The 11,863-nt window shown below is 63.0% G+C and carries 12 protein-coding genes and 1 tRNA gene; 9 read left to right on the forward strand and 4 right to left on the reverse strand.

Features of this window, described 5'->3' with window-relative positions:
* Nucleotides 1–82 precede the first annotated feature (82 nt).
* Nucleotides 83–574 (forward strand): hypothetical protein, encoded by a 492-nt coding sequence (locus tag RX330_RS32780; RefSeq protein ID WP_212087697.1) that lies wholly within the window; start codon nt 83–85, stop codon nt 572–574.
* A gap of 116 nt (nt 575–690) precedes the next feature.
* Here RX330_RS32780 and RX330_RS32785 read toward each other — a convergent pair whose 3' ends face one another.
* Nucleotides 691–1,695 (reverse strand): zinc-binding alcohol dehydrogenase family protein, encoded by a 1,005-nt coding sequence (locus RX330_RS32785; protein ID WP_212087690.1) that lies wholly within the window; start codon nt 1,693–1,695, stop codon nt 691–693.
* Between the two features lie 5 nt (nt 1,696–1,700).
* Nucleotides 1,701–2,804: an alkene reductase gene (locus RX330_RS32790; RefSeq protein WP_212087689.1), complete on the reverse strand. Its 1,104-nt coding sequence runs from the start codon at nt 2,802–2,804 to the stop codon at nt 1,701–1,703.
* 157 nt (nt 2,805–2,961) lie between these two features.
* Between RX330_RS32790 and RX330_RS32795 the strand changes: the two genes are divergently transcribed.
* Nucleotides 2,962–3,447, forward strand: a complete 486-nt coding sequence (locus RX330_RS32795) for a winged helix-turn-helix transcriptional regulator (protein ID WP_317241231.1) — start codon at nt 2,962–2,964, stop codon at nt 3,445–3,447.
* Between the two features lie 142 nt (nt 3,448–3,589).
* Here the strand turns inward: RX330_RS32795 and RX330_RS32800 are convergent.
* Nucleotides 3,590–3,666: transfer RNA gene (locus tag RX330_RS32800), tRNA-Met, on the reverse strand.
* Between the two features lie 491 nt (nt 3,667–4,157).
* Between RX330_RS32800 and RX330_RS32805 the strand changes: the two genes are divergently transcribed.
* The 3 genes from RX330_RS32805 to RX330_RS32815 all read left to right on the forward strand — a co-directional run bounded on the left by RX330_RS32805 (nt 4,158) and on the right by RX330_RS32815 (nt 7,386).
* A complete protein-coding gene (locus tag RX330_RS32805) occupies nt 4,158–5,756 on the forward strand; it encodes a GMC family oxidoreductase (protein WP_317241232.1) in 1,599 nt (532 codons plus the stop codon).
* Between the two features lie 210 nt (nt 5,757–5,966).
* The gene (locus tag RX330_RS32810) at nt 5,967–6,479 is read left to right on the forward strand and encodes a CvpA family protein (RefSeq protein WP_317241233.1); all 513 of its coding nucleotides are present in this window, start codon (nt 5,967–5,969) and stop codon (nt 6,477–6,479) included.
* A 124-nt stretch (nt 6,480–6,603) separates the two neighbouring features.
* Entirely contained in the window at nt 6,604–7,386 is a 783-nt protein-coding gene (locus RX330_RS32815; protein ID WP_317241234.1) for an SDR family oxidoreductase, read from the forward strand.
* A 48-nt stretch (nt 7,387–7,434) separates the two neighbouring features.
* On the opposite strand, the gene RX330_RS32820 is transcribed toward RX330_RS32815, so the two are convergent.
* Entirely contained in the window at nt 7,435–7,911 is a 477-nt protein-coding gene (locus RX330_RS32820; RefSeq protein WP_212087684.1) for a DUF3775 domain-containing protein, read from the reverse strand.
* A gap of 211 nt (nt 7,912–8,122) precedes the next feature.
* Here RX330_RS32820 and RX330_RS32825 point away from each other — a divergent pair, with 211 nt between their 5' ends.
* The 4 genes from RX330_RS32825 (at nt 8,123) to RX330_RS32840 (ending at nt 11,863) form a co-directional block, all read left to right on the forward strand.
* A complete protein-coding gene (locus tag RX330_RS32825) occupies nt 8,123–8,971 on the forward strand; it encodes an MBL fold metallo-hydrolase (RefSeq protein WP_317241235.1) in 849 nt (282 codons plus the stop codon).
* Nucleotides 8,972–9,057: 86 nt separating this feature from the next.
* On the forward strand, nt 9,058–9,900 hold the full coding sequence (locus RX330_RS32830; protein ID WP_212087680.1) for a fumarylacetoacetate hydrolase family protein: 843 nt from the start codon (nt 9,058–9,060) through the stop codon (nt 9,898–9,900).
* A 136-nt stretch (nt 9,901–10,036) separates the two neighbouring features.
* Nucleotides 10,037–10,648 (forward strand): glutathione S-transferase family protein, encoded by a 612-nt coding sequence (locus RX330_RS32835; protein WP_317241236.1) that lies wholly within the window; start codon nt 10,037–10,039, stop codon nt 10,646–10,648.
* A 24-nt stretch (nt 10,649–10,672) separates the two neighbouring features.
* A complete protein-coding gene (locus tag RX330_RS32840; protein ID WP_317241237.1) occupies nt 10,673–11,863 on the forward strand; it encodes a serine hydrolase domain-containing protein in 1,191 nt (396 codons plus the stop codon).

Consider the following 11,863-nt stretch of genomic DNA (forward strand, 5'->3'; position numbering starts at 1 on the left):
CGGACCGTCAGGCCCGTGTTCAAGCCGTCGACAAGCTGCATATTTCCCGAGGAAGCCAAGCACTTACTGAGAGGCAAGATACATGGGTATGTTAGTTTATACGGGTAAGCCATTTAAAGACCTGATGAACAGCAATTACTATCCCCTCGCGAACATGAAGAGGAGCGTCGCCAAGCTCAAGGCATCCGAAGACATCGATCTGCCCACCCTCGAATACGGCCAGTATCACCTGATCTTGAACCCGCCTTCGACGTGGCCGCAGGGAAGCGCCAAATACTGGCACAAGGAGAAGGGCCGGGCCCGCGTCGATCTCAGCACCCAGCCGAACACCGTTCCTCTGTCCAAGGACGAGCCCGGCGTCATCCCGCTGACGCGATGCGACCTGCTCGATGCCTGCGTCCGGAAGTGCTTCAATTCCGAACCGCCGATCCCGATGAAGACGAAGGTCATCACTCACGCTGCCAGCGACGCCTATGCGCACCGGCATGAGATCCGGCTGGAGTGGGAATACAAGAAGGGCTCGGACAAGCCGACGCTGCTCCATCTGACGATGGTGTGCCCGTTCAGATCGTGATTGGAAACGTTCTACGCCGTTGAAATGATCGTCGCCCGCGCCACAGGCGCGGGCCTTTTGTATGCTGCCTGACTGCGGAGAAGGCCCGGCGGACTCGCCGTGGTCCGGCATCTGCCCTATACGGCCTCACCCCAAGGCTTCAGGATGATCTTGCCCGCACTGGCTCGCTCGGCGAGGATACGATGCGCCTCTGCCGCCTTGCTCAGGGGGAGAATGTGGCCGATCTGAACGTCGATATCGCCGGACCTGATGAATCCGATCAGCTTCCGCAAGGCGGCGGCCGCTTCTTGCGGCCGTGACTGAAACCAGCCTCCGACATAATACGTGATCAGCGACTGATTCAGGCCAAGCATGGCGTAGGGATTGACCGGCTTACGTTCGCGGGACGCCGCGCCGTATACGACGATACGGCCGAATGGTCCCATGGTCTGAAGACTTTGGTTCAGAACATCGCCGCCGGTGGCCTCGAGCACCACGTCAATGCCCTTGCCAGCGGTGAGCTCGCGCGCCTCTTTGACCCAATCGGGCTTGGTGTAATCGATGGCGGCATCCGCACCGAGCTTCAAGGCGAGTTCGCGCTTGGCCGGGGTACTGGCGGCGGCGATGACCTTGCCGGCGCCCAGCAGCTTGGCGAGCTGCACCGCGTAGGTGCCGACACCGCCGCCGGCCGCCTGCACCAGGACGGTTTCGCCCGGCTGCAACCGGGCGCAATCGGCAAGCGTTTGAAATGCGGTCATGCCGGCCACCACCAGCGAACAGGCCTGGTCCGGGGTCAGGCCATCCGGGAGAGGAATGACCTTCCCGAGTTTGGCGACCGCATATTGCGCGTAGCCCCCGGCCCCACCGTTTTCGAGCGAGGCAAAGACCTTGGCTCCGACCGGAATGGTCGTCACGCCCTCGCCAGCAGCTTCGACCACACCCGCGACCTCGCTGCCGGGAATAAACGGAAGCGGCGAAGGAAACGGATAGGGATCGTTGTTGCGCCTGACGACGTCGGCAAAATTGACGCTCGCGGATTCAACCTTGATCAGGACCTCGCCGGCAGCAGGTGTCGGCTTTGGCGCGTCCTCGTAGACCAGAACGTCCGGTCCGCCATACTCGTGCAGTTGGGCAACTTTCATTGCACTCACTCCGCAGCTTCCGCCGATTCAAGCGCGGGGTAGTCGACGTAACCGGGCGCGCCGCCGCCATAGAAGGTCGCGCGATCGTAGGGATTGAGCGGCGCGCCGATCTGCAGGCGGCGCGGCAAATCCGGATTGGCGATGAAGTGCCGCCCGAAGGCAACGGCGTCGCCCTGCCCAGCGCGGATCGCCGCATCCGCCGACGGGCCGATGAAGCCGCCGGCGAGAATCAAGGTGCCGGGCCAGAACGGACGTAGATCGTTGATCGCGAGCGGCGCTCCGGCCTCCCCCGCATCGGTGTTACGGGATTCGATCAGGTGGACATAGGCGATATCGAGCGGAGCAAGCTGGGACAGGACGTGGCCGTAGAGTCCGATCGGGTCGGCCTCACCTGCATCATTGACCACGCCGAACGGAGAGAACCGGACGCCGACGCGATCTCCGCCCCAGATCTCGACCAGCGCTGTCATCACCTCGATCAGCAGGCGCGAGCGGTTTTCGACCGAGCCGCCATAAGCGTCCGTGCGGTGATTGGTCTTGCTGTGAAGGAATTGCTCGATCAGATAGCCGTTCGCCCCATGAAGCTCGACGCCGTCGAAGCCGGCAGCCAGCGCATTGCGGGCGCCTTCGCGATAGGCTTCGACGATCCCCGGAATTTCGGCGAGATCGAGCGCGCGCGGCGTCTCGAACGGCACCATCGCGAAAGAGGGCGTGAACGCCTTGCCCGCCGGGGTGATCGCCGAAGGCGCGACAGGCCGCACGCCGCCCGGCTGGAAGCTCGAATGAGAGATCCGACCGGTGTGCCAGAGCTGCAGAAAGATGATGCCGCCCTTGGCGTGAACGGCGTCGGTGATCTTCTTCCAGCCAGCAACCTGTTCGGCGGAATGAATGCCCGGCGTTGCCGGATAGCCCTGCCCATAAGGTGTGACCTGGGACGCCTCGGTGATGATCAAGCCGCCGGATGATGCGCGCTGCGAATAATAGGCGACGGCGAGGTCCGTCGGCACATTGCCGGTCGAGCGCATCCGCGTAAGCGGCGCCATCACGACGCGATGCGAGAGCGTGTAGCGGCCGAGCTTGAGCGGGGCGAACAAGTCCGTGGAAGTCATGGCGTCATCCTTCGTTTCGGAACGAGCTGGAAGCCCGGGAAATGGGGCCTCATTCTGGTTTAATCTTGAAACCATCGACAAGATGGCCGATATGGTTTAAATTTGCAACCAGTTAGTTCATCACATCGCCGTGGGCGGGTGGCAGACGAGGGACGGCATGAAAGGCAAGCGGACCAACCTCGACGATGCAGGCTGCGCCATTGCGCGCTCGCTCGGCGTGATCGGCGACTGGTGGTCGCTCCTGATCATCCGCGATGCGCTGGGTGGAAAGCGGCGGTTCGGCGAGCTTCAGAAAAGCCTTGGGATGGCCAAGAACATCTTGTCGGCGCGGCTGCAGAAGCTCGTCGAGCACGGCATTCTCGCCACCGCGCCAGCTTCGGATGGCACCGCCTACAAAGAGTATGTCCTCACCCCCAAGGGAAAGAAGCTCTATCTCGTCCTGGTTGCGCTCTGGCAGTGGGGCGAGGAATTCTGCTTCGCGCCCGGCGAGCTCACCTATGACATGGTCGACAGACGGACGCAGAAGCCATTCCAGCCGCTCGAACTCAAGGCGCGCGATGGAGGCCTGCGCGGACCGGACGATATGCGGGCATTGTCGCGTCCGGCGGCAAAGGCACCGCGCAGAGCTTCCGTGAGGCGCTAGAGGCAAAGTGCGCCCACGGAATGCTGCCGTCCACCGCCGCGCCGAATTTCTAAAAGCGGCGCCGCTCAATCATCCCCAAAAACAAAAATGGCCCGCTTTCAAGCGGGCCATTTTCATATCGGATCCGGTAAAAATCCGAATTTGGTTGCGGGGATAGGATTTGAACCTATGACCTTCAGGTTATGAGCCTGACGAGCTACCGGGCTGCTCCACCCCGCGTTAACACTTGCACGCCTTCAGCCAGATCCCGGGGACGGTCGTTGAGGCCGACGCTGTTCGCGTGGCTTTCCTCTTCCGTCCCAAAGGTTTCCTTGGAAGGCAACCCCGGGGCAGTGCCCATCGGGTGCGGGGCGTATGTATCAAGGCGTGCTGACTTTGGAAAGGGCTGCGGGAACGTTTTTTCGACTTTATGACAGGAGAAGCGACCGATTTTCACGGCGTTCCGCCTGCTCTTGCCAGAAGTTCCACTAAGGCCCAGCTTGCGGCAACAAGATTAAGGCCAAAGTGCCGGCTGAGGGAGGAACGCCCGTGGACAATGCCTGATCAGCGCCCCGCGGCGGGCGCCGGAGGAGGCCTTCCGCGCCATGGTTGCGCTCTCGCGGGACGAGCTCGGCCTGGATGGCGCCGCAGCGGATCGCGATTTCCGGGCTCGCGACTTCGTCGCGCCGGGGAATGACGACCAACAAGAAGACTCTCGGGGGGAACAAACATTGAGTGACACATTCGATTTCGTCGTCGTGGGCGCTGGCTCCGGCGGCTGCACCGTTGCGGGCCGCCTGTCGGAGGATGCGGCCACGTCGGTGGCGCTGCTCGATGCGGGCGGCCGGAACGACAATTGGCGGATCAGCACGCCGTTCGGGCTCGCTTTGCCGTACAGTCCGGCCAACTGGGCCTTCGATACGGTGCCGCAGAAGGGATTGAACGGCCGCATCGGCTATCAGCCGCGCGGCAAGGGTCTCGGCGGCTCCTCGGCGATCAACGCCATGGTCTACATCCGCGGCAACAAATGGGACTACGACCACTGGGCCGCGCTCGGCAACACCGGCTGGTCGTATGCGGACGTGCTGCCCTATTTCAAGGCTTCCGAGAACAACGCCGATTTTGACGGCGCGCATCATGGCAAGGGCGGCCCGCTGCACGTCAACAGGCTGCGCTCGGACAATCCGATCCATGACGTCTTCCATCAGGCCGCGCGCGAGGCGCAGTTCCGCATCCGCGAAGATTTCAATGCGGAGGACCAGGAAGGGCTCGGCAGCTACCAGGTGACGCAGCACAATGGCGAGCGCTGGAGCGCGGCGCGCGCCTATGTGCACCCCTACATGAACAAGCGCCCCAATCTGCGCGTCGAGATTGGAGCACAGGCCACGAAGATCCTGTTCGAAGCCGGCCGCGCGGTCGGCATCGAATATGTGCAGGGGAAGCAGACCAAGCGGCTGCTCGCCCGGCGCGAGGTGATCCTCGCCGCAGGAGCCTTCCAGTCACCGCAACTGCTGATGCTGTCGGGCATAGGTGAAGGCGATGCGCTGCGTTCGCATGGCATTGGCGTCATGCATCATTTGCCGGGCGTCGGGCGCAACCTGCAGGATCATCCGGATTTCGTTTTCGTCTACGCCTCCGACTATCCGCACTTCGTGCACTCGTCGATCGGTCGGCTGCCGTCCCTGCTCCGCGCCGTCCGGCGGTACCGCCGCGAGCGACGCGGCCTGATGACCACCAATTTCGCCGAATGCGGCGGCTTCCTGAAGACGCAGGCCCACCTCGACGTGCCTGACATCCAGCTGCACTTCGTCATCGCGATGCTCGACGACCATGGACGCAAGAAGCACAAGGAGGCAGGGTTCTCGTGCCATGTCTGCCTGCTCAGACCGAAGAGCCGTGGCAGCATCTGGCTGAAGAGCGCCGATCCGCTCGCAGCGCCGATGATCGATCCGAACTTTCTGGGCGAGGAGGAGGATCTCGAAACCCTGGTCGCGGGCTTCAAGACCACGCGGCGGCTGATGGAGACGCCTGCGCTACGCGCATTGCAGAAGAAGGACATGTTCACCGCGAACGTGAAAACGGACGACGACATCCGCGCCATCCTGCGCAACCGCGTCGACACCGTCTATCACCCGGTCGGCACCTGCAAGATGGGGACGGATGCGATGGCCGTGGTCGATCCCACATTGAAGGTGCACGGGGTCGAGGGCTTGCGCGTCGTCGATGCCTCCATCATGCCGACCTTGATCGGCGGCAACACCAATGCGCCGACTATCATGATCGGAGAGAAGGCTGCGGACATGATCAGGGCGGAGATGCGGGCGAGTTAGGCGATAACGTCGCGCCAAGCGACGTTATCGAAGCCAGCAGCAGCATCGCGCCAGTGATGGTTTCTTTACTGACGCCGAATAGGTCTGACATGACGATCACCCTGACGCACCCCTGAGCTTTCGGAGGCACCAATACAGACGATTTTATCGATCTGAAACCGGAATGACCGGTCCGGCGTTCATTCGTTCCATCGAGGCGGGGTTTTGCTCATGAACAGTTTCGATCTCGCCGTCTATGCCGCGCTCGCCATCGCGGTCGGATTCGGCTTCAGGACCGGCCTGCTGCGCAGCGCCATGACCATCCTCGCCTATCTTCTTGCCGCGCCGATCGCGGTTGCGCTGATGCCGCTGATTGCGCCGCAAATCGCAGGTAACCCGAATTCACCGCTGCTGCAGAACTGGATCTGGTTCTTCGCCATCTTCGTCGTGGTCGGCATGCTGTTCGGGCATATCGGCCGCATCGCGCTGAACGACACCATCGGAGAGGCCGGCATCGGCGACCGGCTCGGCGGCGCCGCGCTCGGCGCCATCAGGGTCGGTCTCGTCGCCACCACGCTGGTCCTGGTGTTCGACCAGATCGTGCCGGCCAATCGCCAGCCGCCCTTTCTCGCCGGCTCGTATTTGCGGCCGCTGTTCTCGACGGCGGGTCAGATGGGGTTCAAGTCACTGCCGCCGGAAGCAGCCTCCGCAATCGACCGCCTCAAGCAGGAGCAGCGCATCTAGAGCGCATTTGCATCGCCGCAGACCGCGCCATGCATTTTGACGTGGGCCCCTCCCTTATCAGCGGCGCCACGATTGGCTAGAGTGCCGCCATCCAAAACCTGCCTGACATTACGGGAGTGAAACAGTGGATCTTGGGATCAAAGGTCGCCGCGCCATCGTCTGCGCATCCAGCAAGGGCCTCGGCCGAGCCTGCGCCATCTCGCTTGCCGACGCCGGCGTTCACGTCACGCTGACCGCGCGCGGCGCCGAGGCTCTGAAGAAGACGGCCGACGACATCCGCAAGGCCTATCCCGACGTGGCGGTCACCGAGATCGTCGGCGACATCACGACGCCGGCGGGCCGCGAAGCCGTGCTGAAGGCGTGCCCCGAGCCCGACATCCTGATCAACAATGCCGGCGGCCCGCCGCCCGGCGACTTCCGCAACTGGACCCGGGACGACTGGATCAAGGCGATCGACGCCAACATGCTGACGCCGATCGAGCTGATCAAGGCGACCGTGGACGGCATGATGGCGCGCAAGTTCGGCCGCATCGTCAACATCACCTCGGCCGCGGTGAAGGCGCCGATCGACATTCTCGGCCTCTCCAACGGTGCGCGCGCCGGCCTTACCGGTTTCATCGCCGGCCTGTCGCGCAAGACCGTGATCAACAACGTCACCATCAACGGCCTGCTGCCGGGTCCGTTCGAGACCGATCGCCTGACCAGCACCGCGAAGGGCGAAGCCGACAAGCGTGGCGTGACGCCGCAACAAATCCTGGCCGAGCGCGCCAAGCTCAATCCCGCCGGCCGCTTCGGCCAGCCCGACGAGTTCGGCTACGCCTGCGCCTTCCTGTGCGGCGCCAAGGCCGGCTTCATCACCGGGCAGAACATTCTGCTCGATGGTGGTGCATTCCCGGGGACGTTGTAACGCCCCCTTCGCTCTCTCCCCTCGATGCGGGAGAGAGCACTTCGCAGATCACCGCTGCCTGGTCGGCTCGTCTTCGTCCTGCTGACTGGGACCGGAGGAATCGGCCGTCGTGCGCTCGTCGGTCCAGTCGACGCCGAATTCGTCGAGGCCGTCCGCGAGCAGGTCGCCCAGCATCGGCTCGCCGAGCAGGTAGTGCACCGTTTCGCGGCGCGGGCTGCGGTACTCGGTGCGCGCCTCGACCGCGCGGGCGCGCAAATCATCCCAATCATCGATCGTGCCGTCGCCGCGACCGAGCCAGGTCAGCGCGACGAGATCGACCTGCTCGTCCTCGTTCAGGGCGATCATGAAACTTCCGAGCTCGTTGACGACAGGATCGGAGCCGTCGTCCGCGAGCACATCGACCGCATCGTCATCGGCCGGGTTCGAGCCGGAATCCGGATCGGAATCACCCTCCTTGACGTCGAATTCGCGCGCCTTCTCGATGATGAAGGCAACCTTCTCCGCGGATATTGCAAGCTCTGGCATGGCTCTCTCCAGGGTTCCGGCGATAACGCCGCACCGCGTCAGATGATCCATTGCGCATCATGGCGGAACACCGCATGTTTCGGCGCTTTCTCCTCGTCATTCCGGGGCGCGGCGCAGTCACGAACCGGGAATCTCGTCATTCCGGATTCGATGCTGCGCATCGCCCCCGGAATGACGAGGATCGTGACACAAGAAAATGGGAAGGTGCGGGATGCAGTGGAAGGTCGGCCAGGTCAGAATCACCAAGGTTGTGGAATTGGAGACGGTCGGCTCGACCCGTTTCATCCTGCCGCTTGCGAACAATGATGAAATCCGCAGGCTGCCCTGGCTGATCCCGCATTTCGCCACCGAAGAGGGCCGCCTGAAAATGTCGATCCATTCGTTGGTGGTGGAGACGCCTTCGCAGCGCATCGTGGTCGACACCGGCCTTGGCAACGACAAGCAGGGCCGCAGCGTTCCGACCTGGAACAACCGCACCACGCCGTTCCTGGCGACGATGATGGCGGCAGGCTTTGCGCCCGACAGCATCGACACGGTGCTGTGCACGCATCTTCATGTCGATCATGTCGGCTGGAATACGAAGCTGGTCGAGGACCGATGGGTGCCGACATTTCCCAAGGCGCGCTACGTCTTCGGCAAGACCGAGTACGAACACTGGCTGGAGCATTCGACCGAGCCGGACAAGCGGGCCGTGTTTGACGATTCCGTCAAGCCGATCGTCGATGCCGGCAGGGCCGATCTGATCCCGAGCGACCACCGGCTCTGCGAGGAGATCAGCATGATCCCGACACCGGGCCACAGTCCCGGCCATATGAGCATTCTGATCCGATCGGACGGCGAACAGGCCCTGCTCACCGGAGACGTCGCCCATCATCCCTGCCAGATGACACATCTCGACTGGTCCTCGACCGCGGATTCCGACCAGACGCAGTCTGCCACGACGCGCCGTGAACTGTTCGGCCGATTTGCCGATACGCCGACGCTGGTGATCGGCGGCCATTTCTCGGCCGGGCATATCAAGCGGGATGGGGATGCGTTCAGGCTCGAGGCGCTGGGGTGATCTCCGTTTTTGGGCGGTTGAATTTCCGGCCGCCCTGTTCCATGAAGCTGTTAACCGATCGGTCCAATCCCAAGGGAGAAACGAAAATGAAGCTTGTTCGCTATGGCGAGAAGGGTGCGGAAAAGCCCGGCCTGATCGACAAATCCGGCCAGTTGCGCGACCTGTCGGCGCATCTGAAGGACCTCACCGGCGAGGCCTATTCGCCCGAGAGCCTGAAGAAGCTGGCAGGCCTCGATCCCGCCTCGCTGCCTGCCGTATCGGGCAAGCCGCGTTTCGGCGCGCCGGTCACCGGCATTTCGAAATTCGTCGCCATCGGCCTCAACTACTCCGACCATGCCAAGGAGACGGGCGCTGCGATCCCGACCGAGCCGATCATCTTCATGAAGGCGAACACGTCGCTATCAGGCCCGAACGACGCCGTCGAGAAGCCGCGCGGCTCGACCAAGCTCGATTGGGAGGTCGAGATCGCTGCCATCATCGGCACCCGTGCGAAATATGTCTCGGAAGCCGATGCGCTGGACCACGTCGCCGGCTACTGCGTCTGCAACGACGTCTCCGAGCGCGCCTTCCAGATCGAGCGCCTGGGACAGTGGACGAAGGGCAAGTCGCACGACACGTTCGGCCCGCTCGGACCGTGGCTTGCCACCAAGGACGAAATCAAGGACGTGCAGAACCTGTCGATGTGGCTGGATGTCAACGGCCAGCGTCGCCAGACCGGCTCGACCAAGACCATGATCTTCTCCATGGCCAAGTGCATTTCCTATGTCTCGCAGTTCATGACGCTGCTGCCCGGCGACGTCATCACGACAGGCACCCCGCCCGGCGTCGGCCTCGGCATGAAGCCGCCGACCTTCCTCAATGTCGGCGACGTCGTGACGCTTGGCATCGAGGGTCTCGGCGAGCAGCGCCAGGAGATCATCGCGGCGTAAGGGCCTCCGGCCCTCTCCACGTCATTGCGAGCGAAGCGAAGCAATCCAGAATCCCTCCGCGGCGACACTCTGGATTGCTTCGTCGCTTCGCTCCTCGCAATGACGAAGCAAAACGTTCATTTGTGGGATACTCTGGATGAAACTCACCTTCTCCCCCGCCTCGCCCTTCGCCCGCAAGGTGCGCATCGCCGCGATCGAGCTCGGACTGATCGACAAGATCGAGCTGACGCCGGCGACCGTTGCGCCCGGCACGGCCAATGAGGACTATTCGAAGATCACGCCGCTGAAGAAGCTGCCGGTGCTAATCACCAATGACGGCGACGTCATCTTGGATTCCTACGTCATCGTCGAATATCTCAACGAGATGGCCGGCGGCAGCCTGATCCCGGATTACGGCCCGCGGCGCTGGAAGGCCAAGACCAATCACTCCCTGATCAACGGCATGCTCGATTCCATGCTGCTGTGCCGCTACGAGAAGATGGTGCGGCCGCAGGGCCTGCAATGGCAGGCGTGGTCGGACGACCACTGGAACCGGGCCTGGATCGGCATGGCGCGCTTCGAAAACATGCCCGACGTCCTGGATGGCCCGTTCGACATCTCGCAGATCGGCCTCGTTTGCGTGCTCGGCTATGCCGACTTCCGCTTCGCCGATTGCAACTGGCGCAAGGCCTATCCGAAGCTCGATGCCTTCCACCAGAAGATGCTGGAGCGGCCCTCGGTCAAGATCTCGGTGCCGCCGGCGGCGTAACAGGAACATGCCGGGAGAATGATGATGCGCGATCGCTTCTCCCGTCTCACACGTCTCGGCGCGAGCGTCGTGCTCGCGCTCTCCGTCTCAGCCACTCCTCCGCGGGCCGAGAGCATGTCGCCTGGACCAGCCGATCAGGCCTGCGGATCGCCGTCATCGATCGACGATGGCTGGGAGATCGCCTCGCCCGCCAGCGTCGGCATGGACGGTGCGCGGCTGTGCACAGTCGCCGTGCGACTCACGCAGCGGTCAACCGCGGTCCATTCGGTCGTCGTCGCCAGGCATGGCAAGCTCGTCTTCGAGCAATATTTTCCCGGCTACGACCAGCCTTGGGGACAGCCCGACGGCCAATACGAATTCACCGCAGTGACCAAGCACGACATGCGCTCGGCGTCCAAGAGCGTGACCTCGCTGCTGATTGGAATCGCGATCGACCGCAAGCTCATCGCGGGCGTCGACGAGCCCGTCCTGAAATTCTTCCCCGACACCGCAGCGGCGAAGCAGCCGGGATGGGACGCTATCACGCTGCGCCATCTGCTGACGATGTCATCGGGCTTCGCATGGGATGAGGCACGCGCCTGGACTGATCCGAAGAACGACGAGCCGCATCTTGTCTTCGAGCCGGACCCGCTTGGCTATGTGTTGTCGCGACCGATCGCAGCACCACCCGATATGCTATGGACCTATAATGGCGGCGGCACGAAGCTGCTCGGCAACATCATCGAGCGCGTCTCGAACAAATCGCTGGAGGCGTTCGCGCGCGAGACACTGTTTCAGCCGCTCGGCATCACTGATGTCGAATGGAAGTCATACAAGAACGGCAAGCTCGCAGCGGCCTCGGGCCTGCGCCTGCGGCCGCGCGATGCGGCGAAGATCGGCCAGATCGTGCTCAGTCGCGGCCAGTGGAACGGCCGACAGATCATCCCGGCCGACTGGATCGCACAATCGATCACGCCGCGCTTCCAGGCGGTCGGCTTTTTCGGCGGCACGCTGTTCTACGGCTATCAATGGTGGATGGGCCGCTCGTTCGCCGGCGGCAAGGAGATCAAATGGGTTGCCGCATTCGGCTGGGGCGGGCAACGCATCTTCATCGTACCGGAGCTTGATCTCGTCATGATGACGACTGCCGCGCAATACGGCCAACCCAAAGAAGGCCTGGCTGCGATCGACATCCTCTCCAATATCGTCATTCCGTCCGTGCGCGACGCGCACTGA

It is taken from the genome of Bradyrhizobium sp. NDS-1, from assembly GCF_032918005.1.
Taxonomy (GTDB): domain Bacteria; phylum Pseudomonadota; class Alphaproteobacteria; order Rhizobiales; family Xanthobacteraceae; genus Bradyrhizobium; species Bradyrhizobium tunisiense.

Excerpts from the sequence above, each read along its gene's own strand:
- RX330_RS32795 (WP_317241231.1), top strand. The coding sequence starts at position 2,962 with ATGAAAGGCAAGCGGACCAACCTCGACGATGCAGGCTGCGCCATTGCG.
- RX330_RS32785 (WP_212087690.1), bottom strand. The coding sequence starts at position 1,695 with ATGAAAGTTGCCCAACTGCACGAGTATGGCGGACCGGACGTTCTGGTC.
- RX330_RS32780 (WP_212087697.1), top strand. The coding sequence starts at position 83 with ATGGGTATGTTAGTTTATACGGGTAAGCCATTTAAAGACCTGATGAAC.
- RX330_RS32835 (WP_317241236.1), top strand. The coding sequence starts at position 10,037 with ATGAAACTCACCTTCTCCCCCGCCTCGCCCTTCGCCCGCAAGGTGCGC.
- RX330_RS32825 (WP_317241235.1), top strand. The coding sequence starts at position 8,123 with ATGCAGTGGAAGGTCGGCCAGGTCAGAATCACCAAGGTTGTGGAATTG.
- RX330_RS32810 (WP_317241233.1), top strand. The coding sequence starts at position 5,967 with ATGAACAGTTTCGATCTCGCCGTCTATGCCGCGCTCGCCATCGCGGTC.
- RX330_RS32830 (WP_212087680.1), top strand. The coding sequence starts at position 9,058 with ATGAAGCTTGTTCGCTATGGCGAGAAGGGTGCGGAAAAGCCCGGCCTG.
- RX330_RS32790 (WP_212087689.1), bottom strand. The coding sequence starts at position 2,804 with ATGACTTCCACGGACTTGTTCGCCCCGCTCAAGCTCGGCCGCTACACG.
- RX330_RS32840 (WP_317241237.1), top strand. The coding sequence starts at position 10,673 with ATGCGCGATCGCTTCTCCCGTCTCACACGTCTCGGCGCGAGCGTCGTG.
- RX330_RS32820 (WP_212087684.1), bottom strand. The coding sequence starts at position 7,911 with ATGCCAGAGCTTGCAATATCCGCGGAGAAGGTTGCCTTCATCATCGAG.